This is a genomic window from Bacteriovorax sp. As-1 (assembly GCF_058446905.1).
The window spans coordinates 2,714,984-2,738,551 of record NZ_CP184341.1; the positions used below are offsets into that span (position 1 = coordinate 2,714,984).

General features: G+C 36.7%; 27 protein-coding genes, 5 pseudogenes and 1 other annotated feature. Of the genes and pseudogenes, 14 read left to right on the plus strand and 18 right to left on the minus strand.

The window, feature by feature from the left end:
* Positions 1 to 19: 19 nt before the first annotated feature.
* The 17 genes from ACN20O_RS13820 to ACN20O_RS13900 form a co-directional block, all read right to left on the minus strand.
* On the minus strand, positions 20 to 325 hold the full coding sequence (locus ACN20O_RS13820) for a single-stranded DNA-binding protein (protein WP_491634510.1): 306 nt from the start codon (positions 323 to 325) through the stop codon (positions 20 to 22).
* Positions 326 to 334: 9 nt separating this feature from the next.
* Positions 335 to 778: a hypothetical protein gene (locus tag ACN20O_RS13825; RefSeq protein WP_491634511.1), complete on the minus strand. Its 444-nt coding sequence runs from the start codon at positions 776 to 778 to the stop codon at positions 335 to 337.
* 120 nt (positions 779 to 898) lie between these two features.
* A complete protein-coding gene (locus ACN20O_RS13830; RefSeq protein WP_491634512.1) occupies positions 899 to 1,633 on the minus strand; it encodes a hypothetical protein in 735 nt (244 codons plus the stop codon).
* Complete coding sequence (locus tag ACN20O_RS13835) at positions 1,634 to 2,866, minus strand: type IV secretory system conjugative DNA transfer family protein (RefSeq protein ID WP_491634513.1); 1,233 nt, start codon at positions 2,864 to 2,866, stop codon at positions 1,634 to 1,636.
* 48 nt (positions 2,867 to 2,914) lie between these two features.
* Complete coding sequence (locus ACN20O_RS13840) at positions 2,915 to 3,106, minus strand: hypothetical protein (protein WP_491634514.1); 192 nt, start codon at positions 3,104 to 3,106, stop codon at positions 2,915 to 2,917.
* A 9-nt stretch (positions 3,107 to 3,115) separates the two neighbouring features.
* Positions 3,116 to 3,640, minus strand: a complete 525-nt coding sequence (locus tag ACN20O_RS13845; RefSeq protein ID WP_491634515.1) for a hypothetical protein — start codon at positions 3,638 to 3,640, stop codon at positions 3,116 to 3,118.
* Positions 3,630 to 4,382, minus strand: a complete 753-nt coding sequence (locus tag ACN20O_RS13850; protein WP_491634516.1) for a TrbI/VirB10 family protein — start codon at positions 4,380 to 4,382, stop codon at positions 3,630 to 3,632. Before ACN20O_RS13850 ends, ACN20O_RS13845 begins: the two co-directional genes overlap by 11 nt.
* 7 nt (positions 4,383 to 4,389) lie before the next feature.
* Positions 4,390 to 4,860, minus strand: a complete 471-nt coding sequence (locus tag ACN20O_RS13855; protein WP_491634517.1) for a hypothetical protein — start codon at positions 4,858 to 4,860, stop codon at positions 4,390 to 4,392.
* Positions 4,857 to 5,330 (minus strand): hypothetical protein, encoded by a 474-nt coding sequence (locus ACN20O_RS13860; protein WP_491634518.1) that lies wholly within the window; start codon positions 5,328 to 5,330, stop codon positions 4,857 to 4,859. Before ACN20O_RS13860 ends, ACN20O_RS13855 begins: the two co-directional genes overlap by 4 nt.
* The gene (locus ACN20O_RS13865) at positions 5,311 to 6,714 is read right to left on the minus strand and encodes a hypothetical protein (RefSeq protein ID WP_491634519.1); all 1,404 of its coding nucleotides are present in this window, start codon (positions 6,712 to 6,714) and stop codon (positions 5,311 to 5,313) included. Before ACN20O_RS13865 ends, ACN20O_RS13860 begins: the two co-directional genes overlap by 20 nt.
* Positions 6,714 to 7,367, minus strand: a complete 654-nt coding sequence (locus ACN20O_RS13870; RefSeq protein ID WP_491634520.1) for a hypothetical protein — start codon at positions 7,365 to 7,367, stop codon at positions 6,714 to 6,716. Before ACN20O_RS13870 ends, ACN20O_RS13865 begins: the two co-directional genes overlap by 1 nt.
* Complete coding sequence (locus ACN20O_RS13875; protein WP_491634521.1) at positions 7,364 to 9,241, minus strand: VirB4 family type IV secretion system protein; 1,878 nt, start codon at positions 9,239 to 9,241, stop codon at positions 7,364 to 7,366. Before ACN20O_RS13875 ends, ACN20O_RS13870 begins: the two co-directional genes overlap by 4 nt.
* 273 nt (positions 9,242 to 9,514) lie before the next feature.
* Positions 9,515 to 9,790 (minus strand): hypothetical protein, encoded by a 276-nt coding sequence (locus ACN20O_RS13880; RefSeq protein ID WP_491634522.1) that lies wholly within the window; start codon positions 9,788 to 9,790, stop codon positions 9,515 to 9,517.
* Between the two features lie 12 nt (positions 9,791 to 9,802).
* Positions 9,803 to 11,716, minus strand: a complete 1,914-nt coding sequence (locus ACN20O_RS13885) for a thrombospondin type 3 repeat-containing protein (RefSeq protein ID WP_491634523.1) — start codon at positions 11,714 to 11,716, stop codon at positions 9,803 to 9,805.
* 27 nt (positions 11,717 to 11,743) lie between these two features.
* Positions 11,744 to 11,938 carry a hypothetical protein gene (locus ACN20O_RS13890; protein WP_491634524.1) on the minus strand — a complete coding sequence of 65 codons (195 nt, stop codon included), beginning with the start codon at positions 11,936 to 11,938 and terminating at the stop codon, positions 11,744 to 11,746.
* 9 nt (positions 11,939 to 11,947) lie between these two features.
* Positions 11,948 to 12,094 carry a hypothetical protein gene (locus ACN20O_RS13895; RefSeq protein WP_491634525.1) on the minus strand — a complete coding sequence of 49 codons (147 nt, stop codon included), beginning with the start codon at positions 12,092 to 12,094 and terminating at the stop codon, positions 11,948 to 11,950.
* Positions 12,095 to 12,260: 166 nt separating this feature from the next.
* Positions 12,261 to 12,473 carry a hypothetical protein gene (locus ACN20O_RS13900; RefSeq protein ID WP_491634526.1) on the minus strand — a complete coding sequence of 71 codons (213 nt, stop codon included), beginning with the start codon at positions 12,471 to 12,473 and terminating at the stop codon, positions 12,261 to 12,263.
* Positions 12,474 to 12,586: 113 nt separating this feature from the next.
* On the opposite strand from ACN20O_RS13900, the gene ACN20O_RS13905 reads away from it, so the two are divergent.
* The 9 genes from ACN20O_RS13905 (at position 12,587) to ACN20O_RS13945 (ending at position 19,179) form a co-directional block, all read left to right on the plus strand.
* Complete coding sequence (locus ACN20O_RS13905; RefSeq protein WP_491634527.1) at positions 12,587 to 13,057, plus strand: helix-turn-helix domain-containing protein; 471 nt, start codon at positions 12,587 to 12,589, stop codon at positions 13,055 to 13,057.
* 8 nt (positions 13,058 to 13,065) lie between these two features.
* Complete coding sequence (locus ACN20O_RS13910) at positions 13,066 to 14,001, plus strand: hypothetical protein (protein WP_491634528.1); 936 nt, start codon at positions 13,066 to 13,068, stop codon at positions 13,999 to 14,001.
* Between the two features lie 3 nt (positions 14,002 to 14,004).
* Entirely contained in the window at positions 14,005 to 15,180 is a 1,176-nt protein-coding gene (locus tag ACN20O_RS13915) for an MFS transporter (RefSeq protein WP_491634529.1), read from the plus strand.
* The gene (locus ACN20O_RS13920; RefSeq protein ID WP_491634530.1) at positions 15,170 to 15,301 is read left to right on the plus strand and encodes a hypothetical protein; all 132 of its coding nucleotides are present in this window, start codon (positions 15,170 to 15,172) and stop codon (positions 15,299 to 15,301) included. The genes ACN20O_RS13915 and ACN20O_RS13920 overlap by 11 nt, the downstream gene beginning before the upstream one ends.
* A gap of 66 nt (positions 15,302 to 15,367) precedes the next feature.
* The gene (locus tag ACN20O_RS13925) at positions 15,368 to 15,568 is read left to right on the plus strand and encodes a hypothetical protein (RefSeq protein WP_491634531.1); all 201 of its coding nucleotides are present in this window, start codon (positions 15,368 to 15,370) and stop codon (positions 15,566 to 15,568) included.
* Positions 15,569 to 15,576: 8 nt separating this feature from the next.
* Complete coding sequence (locus ACN20O_RS13930; protein WP_491634532.1) at positions 15,577 to 16,341, plus strand: hypothetical protein; 765 nt, start codon at positions 15,577 to 15,579, stop codon at positions 16,339 to 16,341.
* 134 nt (positions 16,342 to 16,475) lie between these two features.
* The gene (locus tag ACN20O_RS13935; RefSeq protein WP_491634533.1) at positions 16,476 to 16,667 is read left to right on the plus strand and encodes a hypothetical protein; all 192 of its coding nucleotides are present in this window, start codon (positions 16,476 to 16,478) and stop codon (positions 16,665 to 16,667) included.
* A 63-nt stretch (positions 16,668 to 16,730) separates the two neighbouring features.
* A protein-coding gene (locus tag ACN20O_RS13940) for an IS3 family transposase (RefSeq protein ID WP_491634534.1) occupies positions 16,731 to 17,872 on the plus strand; the annotation gives its coding sequence in 2 pieces (ribosomal slippage) (positions 16,731 to 16,995 and positions 16,995 to 17,872; 1,143 coding nt in all).
* A gap of 83 nt (positions 17,873 to 17,955) precedes the next feature.
* On the plus strand, positions 17,956 to 19,179 hold the full coding sequence (locus ACN20O_RS13945) for a transposase (RefSeq protein WP_491639289.1): 1,224 nt from the start codon (positions 17,956 to 17,958) through the stop codon (positions 19,177 to 19,179).
* Between the two features lie 192 nt (positions 19,180 to 19,371).
* Here the strand turns inward: ACN20O_RS13945 and ACN20O_RS13950 are convergent.
* Positions 19,372 to 20,309: pseudogene (locus tag ACN20O_RS13950) on the minus strand (IS3 family transposase); the annotation flags it as partial.
* Positions 19,918 to 20,034 (minus strand) — a sequence feature (AL1L pseudoknot). It overlaps the preceding pseudogene by 117 nt.
* A 184-nt stretch (positions 20,310 to 20,493) precedes the next feature.
* Here ACN20O_RS13950 and ACN20O_RS13955 point away from each other — a divergent pair.
* From ACN20O_RS13955 to ACN20O_RS13975, 5 genes and pseudogenes are all read left to right on the plus strand, one after another.
* Positions 20,494 to 20,541: pseudogene (locus ACN20O_RS13955) on the plus strand (tetracycline resistance determinant leader peptide); the annotation flags it as partial.
* Between the two features lie 15 nt (positions 20,542 to 20,556).
* The gene (gene tet(M), locus ACN20O_RS13960; RefSeq protein WP_491634535.1) at positions 20,557 to 22,476 is read left to right on the plus strand and encodes a tetracycline resistance ribosomal protection protein Tet(M); all 1,920 of its coding nucleotides are present in this window, start codon (positions 20,557 to 20,559) and stop codon (positions 22,474 to 22,476) included.
* Between the two features lie 118 nt (positions 22,477 to 22,594).
* Positions 22,595 to 22,735, plus strand: a pseudogene (locus tag ACN20O_RS13965) (IS3 family transposase); the annotation flags it as partial.
* A 156-nt stretch (positions 22,736 to 22,891) separates the two neighbouring features.
* Positions 22,892 to 23,170: pseudogene (locus ACN20O_RS13970) on the plus strand (TraR/DksA family transcriptional regulator); the annotation flags it as partial.
* Between the two features lie 44 nt (positions 23,171 to 23,214).
* Positions 23,215 to 23,550: pseudogene (locus ACN20O_RS13975) on the plus strand (SdiA-regulated domain-containing protein); the annotation flags it as partial.
* Between the last annotated feature and the right edge of the window lie 18 nt (positions 23,551 to 23,568).

The following is a 23,568-nucleotide window of genomic DNA, read 5'->3' on the forward strand; positions in this document are numbered from 1 at the left end:
TTCTCCTTGAAATAGCTAGTTAAAGTAACGATTGTCCAATAGAGAAAGCATTGATTTCGAGGTATTCTTTTTCAATGCCTTCTTTGTTAGTAAAAGTACGAAGACTTACTGAGCCTCGCACAAAAATCTCTTGTCCTTTTTTCAAATGAACTTTGCAAAGTTCTGCTAATTTTCCAAAGACAATAACCTTTCTCCATATAGTTAAATTCTGTTCTGCCTTGAGGCCTACAGATAATTCACAGACTGGATTTCCCTTTTTTGTATAAGCAAGATAGGGATCTTTTCCTAATCTACCTGAAACTAGTTCTAATTTTTGATCGTTCATCGAAGCCTCCTAAATATTAAGTTTCTTCACTAGAAATTCACCAAGACTTAGTTTGGTTTTATTTTTTTCGTTATGTTCGTCGAGAAGTCTTTGAACACGTTCCATTTCGTTTAAGGAACTCTCTTGAATTTTTTCTAAGTCTTTTGGAAGAAGTTTAGGAACAGCGTAAACAACAAGGTCTTTGAGCAGTATTTCCCTTCCATAAGGCTTGTTGTTTGCTTCCTCAAGAAGTTTTAGAATTTGTTCTAAAACTTCTTTTTCATGGCGAAGATCAACAAAGAATTTGTTTTGTTGGGATTCGTCATGAACTTTCTCTTGGCTGTTTGGTTTTTTCTTCCTTCCTTTCTTACTAACTTCCTCTTCATATTTAATATTTTCTTCATTCATTTTTTTACCTACCTTATTACTACTTTTCCCCGCGTATTTTTTTATTTGTCCAGAAATTGACTCCATCTATCCACTTTACGTGAGAGAGAGGGAGTCAATTTCGTCAGGACAAATTAATTTTTAAATACGCGGGGTTGTCTTGCCTTTTGAAAAGCTAAAGGCCCGCATGGCCCGAGCATGGGAAAGCTAGGGGACAACTTCAAAAAGTTGAAGTATGGTTTTTGATTTGCCTTTAACAAGGCCCGTGCCTTCATATAAAGAGTTTTTTCCTTCAAAGATCTTGGGAGTGGAAAAAAGAAAAATCTTCTGGTTAAAGTCATTAGATAGCTCCTGTCTTAAAATGTTTGAATAGTTCTTTAGGATCTTTTCATCAGGGAAAAAGTAAAAAGCATAATCGTAGAAAGTACTTTTTAAATAGTGCTTTGCCTTTGAAACAATGCGAGACTTTTCCTTTTGATGAATTTCAACTTCAACAGCAGAAGTAAAATTAACACCATTGAAATTCCCCTTAAGTCTTGCATCTGGGATAATCTCATCAAAGCTTGTTCTGCTTTTCCCGTTTTTAATTTTGTGTTCTAGTTCAATCTCTGTGATGAATGGTTTGATCTTGGAAAGCTCAATTCCTAAAGAGCTAACCATTGCATCGTGAAAAATTGTTTCTTCGGATACAGAAGATTTTTGATCTTGGTTAATAAACTTTTCAGCTAATGGAGTAAGATAGTAATAGTTCTTCCCATTAAGAACGCATCGGTATACATTAACAAATTTTTGCGACTTCATTTTTTGCAATAATTTTTTTGCATAATCATACTTTTTAAACTTCTCAAAACTGGAGCATTCCATTAGTCCTTTAATGTCTAGGATTCTCCAGTCAGATAAGGGATAAATAAAAAACTTGTGATCTGTTTTCATCATTTCCATTTAAACCTCAAATGCTTCTTTCGTTACAGTGATTTTCTTTTCTTCATTCTTTGTTTTATCAATTTCTTTTTTAGGCACTTCTTTAACTTCCTCGTTCTTTTTATTGACCTCCTGTTCCTGAACGATTTCAATTTTTCTGTTCCTTAGATTTATCAGGTCTAGCTTTGTTGGATTATGGCGAAGAAGAACACACTGGCCGACTCTAAGGTTTTTGATAATGTCAGGATGGACTAATAATTCATTCGCTTCTCTTACGGTTCCCATACCGTTAGCATCACCATTATCAGTTTGCTTGGTGTATTTCTTAGTGAGCTTAGTCCCAATCGAATTCGCAAAGAGGGTTGCACCGTATTCCATTCTTTGCTTCAAAATAAAAAGATTAGAAGCATTTTCTAAAATCTGAAGCGTTAGATTTGGATCAATCTTGTCAATGTCTGAGGCGGATTGAACGGCCATAAATAACTGGATACCAGCTCCTCGGCATTTGTTTTGAAGTTCAATGAAACGTGGAGTAACTAAAGCACCAAACTCATCAAAGAAAACAGCGACGGATTCTTGCATCGACTTATGAGAATTGGTTTCATTGATTAATTTGAAATAGGAAGCGTAAAGAAGTTCTCCTAAGAAGATTTTTCCAAGAGTATAGGCCGTTTCCCCATATCCTTGAGTTGAAAGTCCGATATAAAGACAGGCCTTTTCATCGCGGATGTTCATAAAGGTTTTAGTATCTTTGTCCTCGGCTAGGATTTTACCAAAATCTGATTCGTTGATCTGACTGAGCATAACTCTAAGCCCTAACGTTTCTTTAGTGTTAAAGGACTCTTCAAGAACTTCGACAATGTTAGATAGGGAATAAGGTTTTTGGGCTTCTTGAATTTTCTTCAGAGTTTTAGTTAAAGCATCAGTGGAGACATTTTTATAGAAAGGTTCTGTCCAATCAAATGCAGAAATAATTCTATCCGTAACTTGGTTGATTGATCCTTCTCTAAAAGGGTTTAACTTAATTGAATCTTTGTGATGCTCTGAAAAGATGTAGCAAGTTCTTTCGTACTGCTTACAAAGAGTCCTGAATGTTTCAAGAGCTTCTAAATCTCCTTTTGGATCAATAAAGATAATCGGCTTCTTACTTTGCAAAGAATGTTCTTGTAGAAGCGAAATTAAATTAGTCTTACCAAATCCGGCCGCTCCAACAATGAATGAATGCTTGGAGAAATCAATCTCAGATAATGGCAATTCTCTTTTGGAATTTGTAGAATAACCTATGGCAGTTGGGTTTTTTGTTTATTTGCTCTTATACAGATGCTTCTCCTCAATTTTTGAAACTTCAAAATAGTTTTTGTTCCATTTTTTATAAAGAAACTTTGTGAGTTCAAATATGCCTTTGATCAACTCCGTCCCAAGTTCATGGATAATTTCCACAATGGGGGAGACGAGATCGAGTCCAGGGGCACTATTTTTATTTTTGCTTGTCATTTATTCTCCTTATTCTTCGTAAACGTGTTCATATGCTTTAAAAGGTGAAATTTCGATTGTCTTACCTTGGTACTGAATCGTTTTTGCTTCTGTTTCGTACTCAAGTAGGTATTGTTTTTTAACCTTTCCTTTTAATTCTTCTGGCAATTTTTCAATCGGAACCTCATATTTCTTAACAGGCTTAAACGAAAGTTCAGGTTTGATATTTTTAAGTTCAGGACTGAAATCAAAAAGTGGAACTTCTTCCGATTTTTTCTTTAATGGATCATCAGGGATCATCATTTGTTTTAAATCTCTATTCTCTGGATCATTTGTATAAAGATAGTTAGCCAGCAGTGCTCCTGCACCGGCCGCTAATGCTCCAAAGACTAGGGCATTTCCATTTCTAGACTCTTTATTAGGAGAGAAGACCATTCCTGACATTGCCCCCAAAGAACCACCAATGATTGCTCCTGTTGAAATTGAACCTCGAAGACTAGAGCACCCTGTGCCAAATAATGAGAAGACTAATATACAAAATAAGCTAATACGCATTTAGGCCCTCCATGAAAAAAATTAGAACTGGCTTTCCAGCTTCAATAAAAACTTTAGGCTCTTGATTTTTCATTTCATCAAGAAGTACATCACTTGTTGTTGAGGCTGAATTGGCAAGTCCTTCAAGAATTTTGTTTTTGTCTGTTTCTGCATCGACGACACCAAGAGGAACGGCGAGTTTATTTTTGGAGGCATTGATTATACCTTTCGCAAAATCTGAAATGATCGCTCCTGCGATATATGAATCTTTACCGTCATTGTATTCACCTCGAAGGCCAGCACTTCCATCAAGATTTAGAATTTGAACTTTGACAGAGACTTCTTTTGTGGGAGTAATCATCTTGTCACAAATGGTAAGAACTCTTTTGTTCTTGGTAACGCCTGAGCATTTAAATCGAGTTCCTTGTGGAAGTGATGAACTATCAAGAGATTCAACCAAAAGAGGGGACTCAAGATTTGTGGAAACGACTGAGTTTAATAAAATTCCTCTTATTACTTTAGTTGTTTCAATTTTCTTTGTGCCATCCCAGATAAAAGGAACTTCTTCAGAAGATTTATTTTTTAAAAGTTCTAATAGCTTTTCATTTTGAGCTGAAAGCTTCTTAAGGAAATCAGAGTTTCCCTGATTACTTCGTGCCGAAATGTAAACTTTCTTAGAAGCAACTTCCTTTTTAGATTCCAAAGTCGTGATTTTGGCATTTGCAACCGAAAGAAGACTAAACGTAATAAGATGTAGAATCATAAAACTCCTAATTAAGAACTCTTGTCCCATCAATGAATAAAGGTACACCTTTTGAGAAGTATTCTTTAGCGATAACGGAAACACCGTTTACATCTATCCCTTCTTTTTTCTTCGAAACGACCATGATGGAGTTATTACCTTCAAAAAGATCATAAGAAGTAGTTTCCTTAATCTTTCTAAAGTTGGTGTTAATCATCCCGTCTTCAATTTCAATAAACTGATGAGGGATTTTGTCTGTCTCCATAACTTTGAAGTAATAGCGATTTTTAGATGTCACCACGATTAAATTAGTCTCAATCCCTTTCTTCTTGGCCTTTAGGACAAGCGTTTTGTTGTTGTTGGCAAGCTCCGTAAAAATCTCCTCTTTTGTTCCACCGTATATAAACGTCCTCACATCATCCTTGAAGCTAAGAGTTGTAATAAGATTGGCCGATAAAAATAAAGTTGTGATTGTCGTTGGAAGAATTGCAAAGATCATTTGTCCCCCTTGGTAAGAGCAAGCTCAGATTGGTTGAGTTCAGCTTCATTAATTTCTGAAAGCTTGTAGTAAAAGGGGAATCCAGAGCTAGATTTAAAATTGATAAGAAATGATCTGACTTTTCCGTCTCCCTTAACAATGATCCGACAAAGATTTTCTTTAATGGCTAGAACATTTAAAATCTCATCAGATGATACGTTAAACGAAGTTGACTTAAGTTCATTCAGAATTGATTCTTCAATTAAATCTTTTTCAGGTTTTCCCTTGGTTATGCTTTGAAACGATTCTTCACAGGCCCAAGTAAGAAGAGGTCTGCTACTAACTAAGCTTGAATTTTTCAAAACAAAATACTTTTTATCCGTAATTATAAAAAAGAGGATAATCGCTAGAAGAAGAATAACTACACCCAGAACAAGTCGTAGTTGTTTATTCTGCTTAATAAATTCAGCTTCAAATGTTTCGTATTTCATTACGTTCTCCTTTTCTTAAATTGTTTTGAGAGTTGAGATTCATTTTTCCTACTTCCTTTTTTGGGGAAGTATGAACTGAAAAACGATTATCCCTTTGTACGTTTGGCATGTTGAGTTTGTCTGTACGACTTATGGGATAATAAGTTTTGTCAGGCGTAGGCATTTCGCTTTTTATTCCGTACTTAGTTCTTATTCCTTCTCGATGCTCGGGAGTAATTTTGTTCCAGAATGATTTTTCATATCGAAATGTCTCTTGTTCCTGTCTGTTAAATGATTCTTGAGGACTAGCGTATTGAGTTTTTGTAGTATCATTTGAAGCACTCATTGCTTTCGTAGGAATTTTAGAAAGCGACATAGCCTCATTTCTTGTCATACCAATTTTTGCTAATCGTTCATCAACGCCTTCTGGTTCTCTAAATGGATTTCGCAATTCTCCCTTTTGGTTGAGATGTTTCAATTTTTCTCTGTTAGGATTATTTGCTTCGCTTTCTTTTTTCAGGAGTTCTTTAACCGAAGGGCGAAATAGAGACTCTTTACCTAAATCTTTAGCAACTTTAGAAGTTGCTTTAATTCCACCCATTGCCCCAGGAACGGAAGTTACAAACTTCATCGCTGAGTTTGTCATTAAAGCACCTATCGCACTTCCTGACATAGCAACGCCACTACCTCTGAGAATTCCAATTGTCAGAATAGGAGTCATAAGCATTAAAAGAGTGACTCCAAAGACCCATATAATGTGGTCAATACTAATAATTGCTAAAGCACCATCTTTGGCAGGCACTTGAATGGAATTTCCTACAATCGCTAGAATTGAAACCAGAACAATTGGCATGAGCATACACCAGAGACTAGATTGGATAGTTCCAGCAATTGAACCTCTCGTGATAGGAAAGAAATAGAGAATGGCCGTTAAAGGGGCAAAGACATAGGTTAAATGATAAACTGTGGAGTAGATTAGCTTTAGAATCCAGATAAAGACTTTACTTAAAATAAAGAGAGCTGTTCCTACAAGATCATTGATGTTGGGAATCGAAAATTTTTGAAGCCAGTTCCATGAAGCATCTTCTTTGGTTTTTACTTTGACTTCAGTCCATGATCTAAGAAAAATATTTCTTGGTGATACTTTTCGAAGAATTTCTTCACTGGCCTTAAAACTTAGATTCACACCTTCTGAATGAATGGAGTAGAAAACACTCATAAAGGCCAGAACTAAGACTAGCTTCTTAATAACCTCACCAAACTTTAAGTCCGAAAAGTATTCAAGACAAAGAGCAATCACAAAACTTGGTAATACAAACCAATGAAAGATTTTCATGATTTCATCTCTTAAAATTTGAATCGTCGGTTCTTCGATAAGAAGCATCTCTTTAATCGCTAAGTTCATTAGTTTCTATCCGATGTTTTGTTGTAAAACTTATTGCGATTTATTTCTTCAAGTCGTTTATCTTCTAATTCTTCCGCCTTAAGACGATTCGCCATTTTTTGAGTTTTCAACATTTCAAGTTGAATTTGTTGCATCTTTACTTGGTTTTCTAAAAGAAGTGCCGTGTTTTGGGCCGTAAGCTGGCTAGCTCGTCCTGTGTTTTTTGCCGATATAGAATTAGCAACTTGTTTTTCTGCTCGCTTTACTTGTTGCTCGTTTAATTTTTTATTCACTTCAACATAAGTTTCAGTTCGCTTTTCATCTTGCTTAATGTTGGCATACCTTTGCATCATCTCTTTTAGCTCACTCATATTGTATTTAAGCTCTCTGATAGCACCATTTAGTTCACCAAGGTTTTGAACGTCTTTTTTAGCGGCTAATTCTTCCGCTAAATAAAGAGTTCTTTCCGCTCGAAAATAGTTGTCTTCTACAAGCTCACTGTATTCACGCATCTTTTGAGTGTACTTTTCAGTATTAGATACAAGCCTTTCTAGTTCATTGATCTGATTAGCGGTATTGGTTACAAGCTGAATCATCATGGCGGTATCTGTACCGATAATGGCAAATGAGTTAAATGAAAGTAAAAAAGTAGAAAACAGAATTAATTTTTTCATGGATGCTCTCCTGTGTTTAAATAAACGTATTGGTGAAGAATCTCTTTAAAGTCCAAAAATCTCTCTCGCTCTCGTTTAAACTCCTCAAACTTGTCTCTTTCTGCTTTGTCCGAGTTGAATAAAAAAAACTTGAACGGGCTTGAATAAAACCTACAAATTTTTTGATGAAAGTCCGAGATTAGTAGGAATTCTGAAAAGACTCGTTTTTTCGATTGCAGAGATAAAACCATCTCTTTTTGATGTTCGGTTAAAAATTCACCGCTAGTTTCTTGTCTGAAAATGAATTTGAAGAATGTCGTTTGATAGATAACTCTACCAAGAGGAGTTGAGAGAAAATCTTCTAGGTTCTGTGAAATCGCAATGGCGGATGCTCCATGCTTTCTAAATGTTCTGAAACTCTCAGCAATGAATTGTCCTTGATTCTCTAAAAGATTCCAGCACTCATCTAAAAGAAAAATCCTTTTTCCCTTTAGATGTTTAAAATGCTCAATCAAATAGATAATGATTGGGGCCTTAATTCGATCGGGATAGAGTGTCAGGTCAACATAAAGTAGATCAGGAGCCTCATAATTTTCATTGTTAAATGATCCTTCTAGTTCTTTGAAGAAATAGCGAATGTCTTTAAATTGTTTTTCGAGAATTTCGATAAAGTCAGTGAATGTTGTAACTTTGTTGAAGTCCATTTCATTTAGGACTTCAAAGAGACGGCCTTTATCAACTGAAGTTAAAAAATCATCATCAACGATACTTAAAACAAATGCTTTCAAATAATCTGGGTCTCTAAATTGAAGTGGATTAAAAGACTCGGGAAGACTTATCCCTCCCATGTAATCCACTGTCTTTTTAAAAGAGTTTCCAAGGTCGAGAACAACTGCTTTTGTTCCTTTTGATACTTCTTCAAAGAGAATATTGTTAGCTAGTACGGACTTTCCTTGTCCAAGTGTTCCTGTAATTAGAGCATTGTAATAAATATTGTCTTTATGAAATAAATCAATCTTAAGTTCACGGTTACTTCTCGAATGAAGTGTAAATCCTTCATCGTAAAGATATTCGTTTGGGAGTGCTAGAAGACCGCTTATAAAAAGAGCAGGGGCCAAATGTTCTCTTTTCATCGAAGGTCTTACCCCTGGAATGATATTTGAAAAAAAGTAAGCAAGACCACGTCCTTCGGCCAGTAACTTTAAATCAAATAACTTTGCCTTCTCATAAAGCTCAAAGGTTCTTTGGTTAAGCTCTGCTAAGTTCTCTCCCCGAACAATTAGCCATCCCTCCATTGAAAAAACGATTTCTGAACCAGTTGTGACCTCTTCCAAGAGGTTTTCGTTTTGAACAAAGGCCTTTTCTGATTCGATATTTCTTAAAAGCTCTTGAGATAATGAAAAATGCACTTTTCTTTTTAGATTCAGTTTCTTTTTTGCTTTTTCTGAATCGAATTTCTTGAGTGATAAAACATGATTTCCAAAAGCTTCTAGAAAACATGGGTTAATAGAACTTGGGAGTTCGTAAAGGTTTAAAAGTCTGACGAACCTGTGTCCTACAATGAGATAATCTTCAAAGACTTCTAATTCTCTATGAACGTCGTGTTCATTGAAAAGAATTGAAAGAGGATGGGGGACAATCTCAAGTTGGTGACCTATTCGATTGATTTTTTCATCGTTCGTATTTAGATAGAGAATATCATCAATATAATAGAACTTATAAAAGCACTCTTCTTTGAATGTCTTTAATTCTAAGTGTAAGTTCTCAAAAAATGCTTCAAGATCATTGTCTTTTAATTGACTTAAATCTTGATGAACCACTTTGTAGAGGGAAGACACCTCTCCTTTAAGAGAGGTGATGATCCCATTTTCAATCGAATAAATCGGAAAGATCATATAAAGACTCCTTGAGTGAGTCTTGTTAGATCGCTTCGCCATTCTAAAATACTTCTTTTGAGGTGATAGTGTTGAAAATGACCTCGTGGATATTTTAGTGAGATTATTTTACAAATCCCAATGACGATTGCCACTAACCCTAATGTCTGATGAGAACTTAAGTTCATTAATAATGCCACCATAAGAGTCACTACGAGAATAACTAAGTCGATGATTGATAGGCCCACAAAGTTAGGGCCTGTCTTTAAGAATTTTGGATAATAAAATTTCACTTTATGCTCCTCCTGTTACTGATGTGAGCGTTGTAACAATACTTCTTGCCATTAATATAACGACAATTCCTATGATCGCTTGGGTGACTTTTTGACCTCCTTCTTGTTTTCCGAGTGCTAAATAAGTCCCAGCAACTGCAAATCCTAAAACTCCCAATGCAAGACCGATTTTTACGGCCTCACTTCCTAAGGCATCTGCTGTGCCTTTCAATGAAGCTGCGAAAGCTCCTGTTGTAATAAAGAATGTCATCATCACGTACTTTAGTTTTTTCCTCATAGTGCTCCTTTGTTAGTTGTAATAATTTTTCACAGTGCTACTTACCCCCAAGCGAATCTCTTGGAAATAATCTCCAGAATCCATAAGTTTAAATTTGTACCCGTAACCACGGTTCGCCAGATCGTTGATTAGCCAAGTAATTTCTCCGACTTCCAATGTGTCTTTAGATATTTGTGTATTTCGTGTTTGAGCAACTTGAGGAGTGTTAAATGGACATCCGCCCATTCCTCGCCAATCTCCTTCAACTCCCGTAAGCTTCACACCAAAGAAAGTGTTTCCCTTGAATGCTTTTAGCTTTAAGGAAAGATTTACTTCATCAAATGGCTTGATCTCTTTAATCTTTGAAAGATTTTTAATTTCAAGGTGTGTGTTGTTACCAACCTTGTAGAATTGAATTTTTTTGTCTTTTAAAAGATCAGTTACTTTAAATTCTTCTCCATCAAGAACAAGATAAAGTTTTTCAGCTTCGCCAGTAAGGTCAGGTGTTAGTGTGAGGGCCTCATCATAATTTGTGTATTTATTAATATCCCAGTAGCAGACCATGTGCTTAGGAAAACAATTTTTTCCACAGCTGGATGGTGTTTCCCAGCGAATTTTTTCGTTTTCAATCGCAGTTCCAAACCTATTAATTGGTTTTAGCTGAACATTAACGATTGATCTTTGATTTGCATTTCCAAGAGGCATGACAATTTCACTTCGGTTGCTTGATAGTTGTGGCTCATAAGCGAAGTATTGTTCATTGTTCTGATACGCTAGTTCACTTCCTACATTATAAGATAAAACAATTCGATCAGTGGGAGTGTATTGATGGTCGAGATAATGTTCTTTAAATTCATTTGTCATGACAAACCATCTGCCCAGTTTATCTTTGTCGGCCACATCTGAAAGATAAGTAAAGTCGGGGAGGTTATTTTGAAATTCTTTGATTTTAGTAAGCGAGTCCTCTTTGACTTCATAGTTGCGATCAAAAACTGTTTTGAGAATATCTTGAAATCTGATTCCGTTCGCTCCTGTCGCCACATAGTAAAATTTTTCTTCAAGTGGGGTTTCAAATAGAACTGGTACAGATTTCGCTTTCACGCTTCCAAGAAGAGTCTTGTAGTTTGTTTCAATTGCAGGAATAGAGAAGTCATCCACTTCTGAAATAATGAATTCCCCACGTTTGAAGTAACTGTCTATGATAAGATTCACAGGGGCATTTTCGATGACACTTTCGAATGTCTCGAAAATGCCTGATTGAAAGTGGCGATCTACGGTTACAGTTTTTAAAAGCTCGTAATTCTCATTTTCATGGTTTAGAAAGTAGTAATTTAATTTAAGGTCTTTTACTTCTTTGAAGAATGGACTTTCATTAAGCTTTACCTGATTCGATAAAGTGAGCCTGATATTATCAATGACATTTTGATCGTTAAAAACATCTTGGTATTTTAGAGAATTATCATGGAAAAACCTTGGATCAATATCAGGGTACTTTACCCATGAAAAATCTCGATCTTCAATGACACCTTTAGTGTTGTTTGGATATCTCGCAAAGCTGGCTGCTTTTTTTAGAGCATTCTCACGAGCAAAAACATCTCCAACACGAAATTTGAAATCAGGATTTGTGTCTTTAATATTAGTATCAATCACAAATGATTTCTGATCTTTTACAGAGTCACCATTCTTTGGATGATAAAACACCTCAATTTTATAGTTCTGAAGAAACTTCACTTTTAATTCAGGTAAATCGGCCACAAATGGATTTGATCCACGAGTAACTTCATCACCATCTTTAATTCCATCTCCATCAGAATCATTTTTCGGATCAATTTTTAATTCGGTGGCAGACGTTATTTGATTTTGTGTGGGCTTGTTTTCCTCACTTTTAAACGCACATGCTCCCAATAAGAATAAAGGTATCCATGCCAAAAATATTTTTAGCTTCATTTTTAAATCTCCTTAAAGTGTTAAATTCTAGTTTTCTAAAAGTGTTTTAGGGTTTATATATTTAAGTACTCCTTGATTCGTTTGATTTTTTGAATGGCTCTTTAAATCTTCGATCATTCGTTTAATCTCAAAGGCCTTGGCAGAGGCCTTGGGATTTTTTCTCATCTCGATTGGGCTAATTGCTTTTAAAGTTTCTTCAATTGTCTGAATAATTTTTTTCATTTTTACCTCCTAAATTTTAATCATTTGCAGATGCAATGATTGGTAGTTGTTTGTTAGCCTGAAATTGGTTGTGAGTTCTTTGATAGAAAGCAGTCCCATCAATTCTTGAAATTCAAGACGAATTCGTTCAAGTCTCTTCTTGAGAAAATAATCCATATAATCTCCTATGGTGATTAGGGCCTTAATTGGCCGGAAGTTTTTTAATGTTTTGGTTTTGATAAAAAATGGTCGCATCATTATAGTTTTCCTTTTGACAAAAAATTTTTGTCGTTAAAAAAACCGCCTGATGCTTTTCAGGTAGGTCGTAAATGTACTCACCTTATTAGTGAGTTTTTAAATCAATCTTTAAGGACTTGTTTATTTCAATTCGCTCAGAGACCTTTCCTTGTCTCACGTAGACCTTGAAGTCACCGAACTCTATATTGAATTCTTTAACTAAGTAATCCAATGCCTCTCTAACGAGCTTGCCTTGCTCTGTGTTGGCCTTGGCTTCTTTTAATTCATTTGCTAATTTCGCAAATCTGTTATTATTCATAGTTATGCTTTAAGTTGTTAATTTTCATCCTTGGTATTGTTCTATAAATATCTTTTTTAATCGTCAAATTATTTTGGTTGACTTTTTTTGCGAAATTAGCTAATTTGGGCGCCATGAATATTGATCATATACAAATTGGTGAACGTATTAAAAAGGCTCGTCTTGCAAAACAGATGAAACAATCTGATTTGGATACTGATGCCCATTTAACTAGTACAGCGATTTCAAAAATTGAACGTGGTAGTAGAGAAATAACAATGAGCGAGTTGGTTAGAATTGCTCGTGCACTTGGGACTTCTATTGATTCACTCACAGGTAATACTGATGGCTTTATCTATAATGAAGAGATCAAAATCGTAGAGGCATTGAGAGAAATTCCTTTTGAAGATTATAAAAGAATTATTTCTATGATTGAGGCATCTGTTTACTACACTGCTAAAGATGCAGAACCAACTAAGAAGGATTATTTACTTGATTTAGTTTCAAATCTTGCTTCATTTTTGAAATATGATCAACGTCCACGTCCGATAGATAAAAATATTAACAAAAATAGTGATAAGAAAAGGTTACAAAATCTACACTGAGGTTTTTTATGAAAGAAGAAAGAAATTACGAAAATGAAACACAATCATCAGTTAATCATTCTAAAAAAGAAATTAATGACATTCCAAGTGTGCGTCTCTCACCAGAGCAGATAGAAGAGATTAATACGGATGATTATTCGCTGATGTTGTTTAATGCGACCAGAGTTCAGCCATTATCCTTAAGCGAGATTAAGAGATACTTCGTTGAACCTGCTCCAAAGAAAGCAGAGTCTGTTATGGAAAGGTTTTTAAAGATTGGCCTTATTCATAAAACAGAGGAAGGAAAGTATTTCTCTAATTTTCCTGAGAACTACATTAACTATTCTGACTACCGTTATGATGGCGACTTAGAAGCAAAGAAAGATGCAAAAGTTTTCCAGTTAATGAAAGAGTTTTCAGGAAAAAAAGAATATTGGAAAGATAAAACATATTTCTCGATTGATGCTTTTTTCACAGACGAACAAAGCAAAGAGCTTATTGAGATGCTTAAAGAAGTGAAGCTTAAAGCAAAGCAGTTCTCGAATGAGAATGACAAACTAGGAGTCAAAGGAATGAAATTTAGAAGGTTCAAGTTTTACGATATGTTTTGGATGTTAGCGATTTTTGCACTTACGTTTACTCTATCTAGTGTAAATCCATCATCATCTGCTTTTGCAAGAATAGGTGGCAGTGGCAACGATCCTGTTGGAATGGCCTTTGTAAAAAATGGTGAAAGTCAGGTTGATGTTGTTAGAAGTGGTGGAAGTGGAAATGATCCGACTGCTAATTTTATTAACATTGCTCAAGTTCAAGACAATCAAGGTGGTGGAGGTGGTCACGACCCTGAATCTACTTTTGTTCCATGTGAAATTAAAATCGGTAATAAAATTTTTAAAGGCATTTACAATATTGAAACAAAATCTTGTGAATTGGCTTCTGAGTTTTTTGAAGAAGTTGAATTTTAATTAATGAATTCTACAAATCAATCAAGATTAATTTTAGGACTTAGAGGATTTGCGGCAATGCTTTTTAGCCTTGCTGCAACTCCTGTTTTAAATTCCGCTGGAATTAGTTTTAAAATCATCTCAATAGGGTTTGGCTGTCTTTATGTTGTTTTGGCATTGTTTGAAATCCCTACTGGAATTTGGGCAGATGTCTTTGGAGCAAAAAAATCTTCCCTCGTTGGAGGATTGCTTCAATCGTTTTCAATTGCATTATTTCTTTTTGCTCCAAAGTTTCCAGTTCTTGTAATTGTTGCCTACTTAATTTATGGATTAGGAACAAGCTTTATATCAGGGGCACTATCAGCACTTCTTTATTCAAATGCTAAAACAGAAGAAAAGGATTTTGATTCTAATAAATATTTCTCTCTAATCGAAAAAACTTCTGTCGCTAGTTATGTTTTGGCGAGTGTTGCAGTCGGTTTTACGACTAAGTATTTAGGGATTTATTCGTTATTAGTTGCTTCGCTGGTGTTTTTTCTTTCAACGTTAGTTTTTGTTATTCTAATCAAGGATGACAAAAAAGAAGTTCAACATAAATCTTTTTCTCAATTTAGAAACATGGCTCAAGTTGGTTACAATGAAATCAAAAGTAGTTTTGATCTCAAATTATTAATTCCTGTGAGACTTTTAAATCAAATAGAAACAATCCTGGGGGTCTTGTGGTTGCCTTGGATAAATAAACTTGGCGGAAGCGAGTTGTGGTTCTCTGTAATGGCCACTGGTTCATATTTTGCGAGATATCTGGTTAACCACTACTTTTCAAAAAGAGACCGACCTAGCTCGTACTACCCTAGGATTTTAAATTCAGTACTCTTTATGGTGGCAGGGGCTACTATTTGTGCTCTTTCAAATAGCATTTATCCAGCTTTAATCGGAGTTTGGTTAATGGCTGGTGCTAGAGGTGTTTTTCTTCCTGCTAATCAGGCCATTATGCATGAATCGTTGCCTGAAAATGTTCGCTCAACAGGTTTATCAATGATGAATTTTATTTTTGAGACAATTGTGGCAATTGGATTTTTTTCGAGCAGTTTTTTTGTCGATCACATTAATGCTAGTACAGCATGGTGGATTTCAGGGACTGCATTTTTATTTTCAGTTATTTTAATCTTGGTATTCAGGAGAAGTTCAAATGAAGCTTAAAAAATTAGGTGGAGATATGGGCGGCGGAAGATTTGGTGGTGACGGCGGTGGTGGGAAATTCACTGGTGGGGATGGTTCTGGGGGCGGAAAGGCCTTGTCAGGAGAAGGCTCAGGAGGCTAGTAAAATCGGAACGTTAAGGTGCCAACTTAGATGCTAGAATAGCCCTAGTAGGTTCAAGGAGTATATATGGAAAACAAGAATATTAGTGATGTTGACGCCTTTATCGAAGAAGCAGAGAAGGGAAGAAATATTCCTTTGTCGAAAGAAGATATTAAGCGGATTAATGATCTTTCAAGAGAAGTTGAAAATGAAGAATCTGAAATAGAAGACGATGTTATTTCGATTGTAGCAAAAGAAAAGAATGATTCGGAATCAGCAAGATTTTAAGGAATGAAATGGGAAGAGTTGTACGTTTTTCGGAATTTGACGAATACTTATTTAATTTAAAGCAAAACGGAACGAAAGTAGAGGGGACGATTTTAGACGCTAATGTCATTATCACTCTTAGCTATTCCCCAAAAAAGTTTCACACAAGAACATATGAATTTATAAAAAATAAAATTCAAAAAAATGAAATTGCCCTTTATACGACAGTAAACACGACACAAGAATATTTAGAATTTTACAGAAGACTGCTATTAACCGAAGGCCTTAGAACTGCAATTCATCCAAGCTCAGAATTAGATCTTCCTAACAAGAAAAAACAAGCTATCCGTGCTCAATCAAGCATTTTGCACAATCGAGAAATGCACCAAGGTGCCGATCCAATTTTTAATGACCGAGAAATAAAAAAGATAAGAGAAGCCTTTTTAAATTCAGGAAATGCCGGAATGGAACTCTGGAAGACACTATGTAGCCTTTATCTTAGAAAACCTTTGGAAGTAGAGTATAGGGCTTTAGAGAAGCTAAAAATTACTTACCTCAGTATGTATAATGATGATCAAAAAATAATTTTCAACAGAAAAATTACTTGGGAAAATGCCATAGATATATGCTCGGATATTGGAGCAGGTTTTTCTGATTCTATGATTCTTAATGCTCTTCAGTGTACGACACTTCCATTTGCGATAAGTTTAGATAGTGATTTGGCATATACAGTAATGGCCAATTCAGCTTTAAAAGATGTTCTTATGCCAGATGAATTAATTCAGCGGCTATAATCTTTTTCTTAATCTTGAACAAGAAACTCAGCCTTTAATTTTTTTAAATTCTTTAAGGCAACTTATACCTCTCCAAAATAAAATTAACACCATGCGGCGTTGTCGCCGATAATTATTTATATTGGAGATAATATATGAGTAATTTAATTGATGTTTCAAGTCTATCTCACCGAAGCCGTGATCGAGTTAGGGATTTAGGTGAAGTATTTACCCCGGAATCTTACGTTGAGGAAATGCTAGACATTCTAGCTAAAGATAAAAAGAATTTTTGGTCTGATGAAGATGTTGTTTTCTTTGAACCTTGTTGCGGTCATGGAAATATCTGACCTGAACCCCAAAATCTAGTCCAGCACATATGTTACAATTCCTCTATAAAATATGGAGGACCGATGCCTAGAGTAAAACATTCAATGGAGCAAATCATTGCAAAGCTTCGCAAAGCAGACTTGATGCTTTCTGAAGGAAAATCTGTCGATGATGTTGCAAAAGTTCTGCAAGTAAACAAACTCACTTATTACCGTTGGAAGAAAGAATACGGCGGAATGCAAACGGAACAAGCAAGAAAACTAAAAGATCTTGAAAAAGAGAATGCCAGACTTAAGAAGTTGGTAGCAGAACTTTCACTCGATAAAGATATTTTAAAGGAGATTAATAAGGGAAACTTCTAAGCGCTGAGAGAAGAAGGAAAGCCGTTGATTTAGTGCTTTCAAAATTCTGTGTATCAGAAAGAAAGGCCTGTTTGTTGGTTGGAGTTCATAGGGCCACTCAGCGCTATGAGAGAATTAAAAAAGACGATGAAGCAATTGTTCGAGAAAGAATAATAACTCTAGCAACTAAGTACGGGCGTTATGGATATCGTAGAATAACGGCACTACTCAGGAGCGAAGGATGGTCTGTGAATCATAAACGAGTTCAACGAGTGTGGAGAGAGGAAGGATTAAAAGTACCTCAGAAACAACCAAAACGTGGTCGTTTATTTTTGAACAATGGTTCAACGATCAGACATCGTCCATTTTATAAAAATCATGTTTGGTCTTATGACTTTGTGATGGATCGAACTCATGATGGAAGAGCATTTAGAACATTGAACATAATTGACGAATACAGTCGTGAATGTCTGGCGATTCGAGTGAAAAGAAAAATTAATTCTCACGATGTCCTAGAAACATTGGCAGATTTATTTTTGATTCATGGACCACCGGCCTTTATTCGTTCAGACAATGGCCCTGAATTTATTGCGATAGAGCTAAGAAAATGGTTAAGCGATGTAGGAGTGAAGACTCTATACATTGAACCAGGAAGTCCTTGGGAAAATGGATACTGTGAATCCTTTAATGGCAAACTTCGGGATGAACTTTTGAATGGAAAAATTTTTTATACACTAAATGAGGCTAAAGTAGTTTTAGAAAATTGGCGAAAAGAATATAATCAAATTAGACCGCATAGCTCGTTAGGATACAAACCGCCAACCCCGGTAACGATCCTCCCGAGATATGAATTGAGAGAGAAAACGGAATTGTTACATGGATAATGGACTAAACGTTGGGGGCAGGTCAGTTTCATCTTGAGCGTGAATTTAAAAAATATCTTAATTGCGGAATTTTATCTTGTGGTATGGCCAGATTTCATTGTCCTCATTGCTATAAAGATAAGATCGTTGCATTTAGTTGCAAGGGAAGAACGATTTGTCCAAGTTGCACAGGACGAAGGACTGCAGATACTGCCAAACATCTACTGGAAGAAGTCATTCCAGAAGTCCCAGTGAGGCAATGGGTTTTGAGTATGCCTTATGTTTATAGATTTTTATTGGCTTCACGTCCTGAATTTTTACGAAAAGCATTGGCAATTTATCATCGGACAATTAATCGCTATTACGCCATAAAAGCAAAGCAACTCGATTTAAAAAATCCAAAAGTAGGGGCGATCACTGTCATTCAGCGTTTTGGTGGAGGGTTAAACCTCAATGTTCACTTTCATACGTTGTATACCGATGGCGTCTTTCATGAAAACTATTTGGGAGAAGAAGTTTTTTATGAAATCATTCCTAGTCATGATGATGTTATTGCCATTGCAAACAAATTAAAAAATCGCCTAGAGAAACTATTATCTCGTGAAGATGAGTACAGTAATGGCGAAGATCACTCATTAAGTTTTATTCAATCACAAAGTGTTCAGAATAAAGATGAAAATTTTTTGGCACCTGTTAAGATTGGAAAATATTGCGATCCTCCATTTGAAGAATTTAAAGGAACTCGCTGTGGTTATATTGATGGATTTAGTCTACATGCCAATGTTAAAATTTTAAAACAACATCGGTCGGCCCTTGAAGGTTTGTGTCGCTATGTTTTGCGTGGTCCACTTTCAAACGAAAGAATTTCATATAACAATGGTAAAGTATATTTAAAGCTAAAAAGGTCTTATAGTGACGGTACAAGTCATCTGCAATTTACTCCAGAGCAATTTATTAAAAGAATTATTTCCATCATTCCGCCTCCGAGACAAAATTTAATTCGATATATCGGAGTTTTTGGGGCTAGACACAAAAAAAGAGACATCATCACAAGCACGGTCAGTGCAAAAGCCTTAAGACCAAAAATAAAAAAGAAAATATATAGGACGCCTTGGGCCGATCTTTTAAAGCACGTCTTTAAACATGATGTGAGTAACTGTGATCATTGTGGTACAAAGTTGGTTTTAATTGCCAGTATAACTTCTAGGCATACTTGTAATAAAATTTTGACACATTTAAATTTGCCAATTCGTGAAGTGCTGGCGACACCTCCACGAGGACCACCTGAAATAGACTTTATCGATCAATATAAATATGAAGAGTTTTAGTCAGATTTAATTTTGCTAACGAAAACCTTAGCCTAATTTCGGTCTTAATATAGATAAACAGTTCAAAAAAGCCAAATTTCCTTAAAAAATCCTAAAAAAAGAATTTTATAAGCGGCCATTAGGCCCTCATTTTTCTCTACAAGGGGGGATTCGATCGATTCCCTTATGGAATTATTGCTCTAATCCTTCCTATCGACTCGATAGATACTGACTACCTTTATCAGAATGATGAATTACTCCGCTTGGTCTGCCTCTAGCGTCTAATGCTTGATTTAGGGCATCTAGAACTAGCTGAGTGTCCATATGATTCGATACTTTCCAACCCACAATAACTCGCTTGAATACGTCGATGACAAAGGCGGTATAGACCCAGCCTGTTTTGGTCTTGATATAGGTAAAGTCAGCCACCCACAGCTTGTTTGGGCTATCTGCAGTAAAGTTGCGTTTGACCAAATCATCGGGACTTTGTTGTCCTGGTCGCTGTTTGGTGGTGATTTTGCCTTTGCCTCGCCATACGCCTTGAATACCTAGCTGTTTCATAAGGCGTTCAACGGTACAGCGACCAAGCTTTGGCATGCCATCTTGCTTAAGCTTGTGCCAGACTTTACGAATGCCGTAACGACAGCCACTGTCTTGCCAAATCTGTTTGATTTGTGCCATGAGGTGTTTGTCGCTTTGTTTGCGTCGACTTTGCTTCTCTGGGTTTTCCTGTTCAGCTTTGACGCGATAGTAGCTAGATGGGGCAATTGGCAGTATTCTACAAATCGGCTCGACCCCATATTTTTCTTTTTCATCATCAATGAATTTGACCATCACTTGTGTGGGCGGCCGAGCTCCGCCTGGGCGAAAAAAGCGGCTGCCTTTCGAATAATTTCGTTCGCTTGTTTGAGTTCTCTGATTTCTCGCTCAAGCTCAGCGATACGAGCCGCTTGGCTTTCAGTGCTAACGGTCACAGGATTTTGCTTAGCTAGGTGCTTTTGATGCCATGAGCGTAGGGTTTCGGGTGTGCAGCCAAATTTGGGGGCGATGGCTTGGATAGCCGCCCATAATGAGGGATAATCTTTTTGTGATTCAATCAGTAATTCGACGGCTCTTTTCTTAACTTCTGTTGGGTATTGTTTGCTTTTCATAAGGGTATTGTCTCAGAGTTTTAGGTCTCCGACAATCCCGGGACGGTTCATAATTAGATGTCCTTTTTTAGGAGGGCTTAGTTTTTTGTACCCAGTTTAAGAATACCTTTATCATGTGATTCTAAAGTATCCAGAGAATATCTGTATGCTTTGTATACCTATGGTTATGCATAAAAATCCCAGTGATAAAAGTATTTATCACTGGGATTTTTATGCCCTTTTGGGTTTTTGAATGGAGGAAAATCACATGAAAATTATTAATATTGGAGTTTTAGCTCATGTTGATGCAGGAAAAACTACCTTAACAGAAAGCTTATTATATAACAGTGGAGCGATTACAGAATTAGGAAGCGTGGACAAAGGTACAACGAGGACGGATAATACGCTTTTAGAACGTCAGAGAGGAATTACAATTCAGACAGGAATAACCTCTTTTCAGTGGGAAAATACGAAGGTGAACATCATAGACACGCCAGGACATATGGATTTCTTAGCAGAAGTATATCGTTCATTATCAGTTTTAGATGGGGCAATTCTACTGATTTCTGCAAAAGATGGCGTACAAGCACAAACTCGTATATTATTTCATGCACTTAGGAAAATGGGGATTCCCACAATCTTTTTTATCAATAAGATTGACCAAAATGGAATTGATTTATCAACGGTTTATCAGGATATTAAAGAGAAACTTTCTGCCGAAATTGTAATCAAACAGAAGGTAGAACTGTATCCTAATATGTGTGTGACGAACTTTACCGAATCTGAACAATGGGATACGGTAATAGAGGGAAACGATGACCTTTTAGAGAAATATATGTCCGGTAAATCATTAGAAGCATTGGAACTCGAACAAGAGGAAAGCATAAGATTTCATAATTGTTCCCTGTTCCCTGTTTATCACGGAAGTGCAAAAAACAATATAGGGATTGATAACCTTATAGAAGTGATTACGAATAAATTTTATTCATCAACACATCGAGGTCCGTCTGAACTTTGCGGAAAAGTTTTCAAAATTGAGTATTCGGAAAAAAGACAGCGTCTTGCATATATACGTCTTTATAGTGGCGTACTGCATTTGCGAGATTCGGTTAGAATATCGGAAAAGGAAAAAATAAAAATTACAGAAATGTATACTTCAATAAATGGTGAATTATGTAAAATTGATAAGGCTTATTCCGGGGAAATTGTTATTTTGCAGAATGAGTTTTTGAAGTTAAATAGTGTTCTTGGAGATACAAAGCTATTGCCACAGAGAGAGAGAATTGAAAATCCCCTCCCTCTGCTGCAAACGACTGTTGAACCGAGCAAACCTCAACAAAGGGAAATGTTACTTGATGCACTTTTAGAAATCTCCGACAGTGACCCGCTTCTGCGATATTATGTGGATTCTGCGACACATGAAATCATACTTTCTTTCTTAGGGAAAGTACAAATGGAAGTGATTAGTGCACTGTTGCAAGAAAAGTATCATGTGGAGATAGAACTAAAAGAGCCTACAGTCATTTATATGGAGAGACCGTTAAAAAATGCAGAATATACCATTCACATCGAAGTGCCGCCAAATCCTTTCTGGGCTTCCATTGGTTTATCTGTATCACCGCTTCCGTTGGGAAGTGGAATGCAGTATGAGAGCTCGGTTTCTCTTGGATACTTAAATCAATCATTTCAAAATGCAGTTATGGAAGGGATACGCTATGGTTGCGAACAAGGATTATATGGTTGGAATGTGACGGATTGTAAAATCTGTTTTAAGTATGGCTTATACTATAGCCCTGTTAGTACCCCAGCAGATTTTCGGATGCTTGCTCCTATTGTATTGGAACAAGTCTTAAAAAAAGCTGGAACAGAATTGTTAGAGCCATATCTTAGTTTTAAAATTTATGCGCCACAGGAATATCTTTCACGAGCATACAACGATGCTCCTAAATATTGTGCGAACATCGTAGACACTCAATTGAAAAATAATGAGGTCATTCTTAGTGGAGAAATCCCTGCTCGGTGTATTCAAGAATATCGTAGTGATTTAACTTTCTTTACAAATGGACGTAGTGTTTGTTTAACAGAGTTAAAAGGGTACCATGTTACTACCGGTGAACCTGTTTGCCAGCCCCGTCGTCCAAATAGTCGGATAGATAAAGTACGATATATGTTCAATAAAATAACTTAGTGTATTTTATGTTGTTATATAAATATGGTTTCTTGTTAAATAAGATGAAATATTTTTTAATAAAGATTTGAACCGTCCCGGGATTGTCGGAGACCTAAAACTCTGAGACAATACCCTTATGAAAAGCAAACAATACCCAACAGAAGTTAAGAAAAGAGCCGTCGAATTACTGATTGAATCACAAAAAGATTATCCCTCATTATGGGCGGCTATCCAAGCCATCGCCCCCAAATTTGGCTGCACACCCGAAACCCTACGCTCTTAATATAGATAAACAGTTCAAAAAAGCCAAATTTCCTTAAAAAATCCTAAAAAAAGAATTTTATAAGCGGCCATTAGGCCCTCATTTTTCTCTACAAGGGGGGATTCGATCGATTCCCTTATGGAATTATTGCTCTAATCCTTCCTATCGACGGAAGACGCTGAGTCTCGCTCGCAATCGGTGAAGTTGGATCAAAGCAAGGTAGGGCGTCTGTCGAGGATGGACGCACTCCAGCAGCAAGCGATGAACGATGCCATCCGCAGTCGGGCGCAGCATGAACGCGTCCGCCTCCAGCTGGCCCTCAAGCGTTGGTACGAGGGCGAGTATGGCTGGTGTAACCAATGCGGCGAGTTGATCGCCTCGGGCCGCCTGGAATTCGATCCGGCCACGCCGTTGTGCATCACCTGTGCGAGCCGCGCCGAGTCGGATTGAAACCATGACAGCTCGTGACGTCAGTCCCAATTAACGAGGCTTCTATGTATTTGTTGGCAAAAAACTGGCTGGGCCGAACACGGAAAACTAGCACTTGGATGTGGGCACTGCTGTGCCTTGCGTTGCTCACCGTATTCCAAGTCCGCACCCATCACCTTGATGATCGTTTGTACTTCTGGATCAAGACCCACTGGCACACCGATGATTGGCAGGAGCGCTCTGTGTGGCTGCCTGACTACCGGGTTGAGCTGGATGCTAAGGCGGTTCCCGGTGTGGACAACAATCTTTCGGGCCTGACCTTCGACCCTGACCTAAACCTGCTGTGGGCGGTCACCAACGGCCCAAACGAACTATTGGCCCTTAGTCGTGACGGTGATGTGGGCTTTATTTTGATAGCG

Bases quoted from the DNA above. Each gene is read 5' to 3' on its own strand.
- ACN20O_RS13885 (WP_491634523.1), bottom strand. From the start codon at position 11,716: ATGAAGCTAAAAATATTTTTGGCATGGATACCTTTATTCTTATTGGGA.
- ACN20O_RS13925 (WP_491634531.1), top strand. From the start codon at position 15,368: ATGGAAAACAAGAATATTAGTGATGTTGACGCCTTTATCGAAGAAGCA.
- ACN20O_RS13855 (WP_491634517.1), bottom strand. From the start codon at position 4,860: ATGATCTTTGCAATTCTTCCAACGACAATCACAACTTTATTTTTATCG.
- ACN20O_RS13890 (WP_491634524.1), bottom strand. From the start codon at position 11,938: ATGAAAAAAATTATTCAGACAATTGAAGAAACTTTAAAAGCAATTAGC.
- ACN20O_RS13865 (WP_491634519.1), bottom strand. From the start codon at position 6,714: ATGAACTTAGCGATTAAAGAGATGCTTCTTATCGAAGAACCGACGATT.
- ACN20O_RS13910 (WP_491634528.1), top strand. From the start codon at position 13,066: ATGAAAGAAGAAAGAAATTACGAAAATGAAACACAATCATCAGTTAAT.
- ACN20O_RS13920 (WP_491634530.1), top strand. From the start codon at position 15,170: ATGAAGCTTAAAAAATTAGGTGGAGATATGGGCGGCGGAAGATTTGGT.
- ACN20O_RS13845 (WP_491634515.1), bottom strand. From the start codon at position 3,640: ATGCGTATTAGCTTATTTTGTATATTAGTCTTCTCATTATTTGGCACA.
- ACN20O_RS13825 (WP_491634511.1), bottom strand. From the start codon at position 778: ATGGAGTCAATTTCTGGACAAATAAAAAAATACGCGGGGAAAAGTAGT.
- ACN20O_RS13895 (WP_491634525.1), bottom strand. From the start codon at position 12,094: ATGGATTATTTTCTCAAGAAGAGACTTGAACGAATTCGTCTTGAATTT.
- ACN20O_RS13945 (WP_491639289.1), top strand. From the start codon at position 17,956: ATGGCCAGATTTCATTGTCCTCATTGCTATAAAGATAAGATCGTTGCA.
- ACN20O_RS13875 (WP_491634521.1), bottom strand. From the start codon at position 9,241: ATGATCTTTCCGATTTATTCGATTGAAAATGGGATCATCACCTCTCTT.
- ACN20O_RS13860 (WP_491634518.1), bottom strand. From the start codon at position 5,330: ATGAAATACGAAACATTTGAAGCTGAATTTATTAAGCAGAATAAACAA.
- ACN20O_RS13905 (WP_491634527.1), top strand. From the start codon at position 12,587: ATGAATATTGATCATATACAAATTGGTGAACGTATTAAAAAGGCTCGT.
- ACN20O_RS13850 (WP_491634516.1), bottom strand. From the start codon at position 4,382: ATGATTCTACATCTTATTACGTTTAGTCTTCTTTCGGTTGCAAATGCC.
- ACN20O_RS13830 (WP_491634512.1), bottom strand. From the start codon at position 1,633: ATGGAAATGATGAAAACAGATCACAAGTTTTTTATTTATCCCTTATCT.
- ACN20O_RS13880 (WP_491634522.1), bottom strand. From the start codon at position 9,790: ATGAGGAAAAAACTAAAGTACGTGATGATGACATTCTTTATTACAACA.
- ACN20O_RS13915 (WP_491634529.1), top strand. From the start codon at position 14,005: ATGAATTCTACAAATCAATCAAGATTAATTTTAGGACTTAGAGGATTT.
- ACN20O_RS13820 (WP_491634510.1), bottom strand. From the start codon at position 325: ATGAACGATCAAAAATTAGAACTAGTTTCAGGTAGATTAGGAAAAGAT.
- ACN20O_RS13840 (WP_491634514.1), bottom strand. From the start codon at position 3,106: ATGACAAGCAAAAATAAAAATAGTGCCCCTGGACTCGATCTCGTCTCC.
- ACN20O_RS13935 (WP_491634533.1), top strand. From the start codon at position 16,476: ATGAGTAATTTAATTGATGTTTCAAGTCTATCTCACCGAAGCCGTGAT.
- ACN20O_RS13870 (WP_491634520.1), bottom strand. From the start codon at position 7,367: ATGAAAAAATTAATTCTGTTTTCTACTTTTTTACTTTCATTTAACTCA.
- ACN20O_RS13900 (WP_491634526.1), bottom strand. From the start codon at position 12,473: ATGAATAATAACAGATTTGCGAAATTAGCAAATGAATTAAAAGAAGCC.
- ACN20O_RS13930 (WP_491634532.1), top strand. From the start codon at position 15,577: ATGGGAAGAGTTGTACGTTTTTCGGAATTTGACGAATACTTATTTAAT.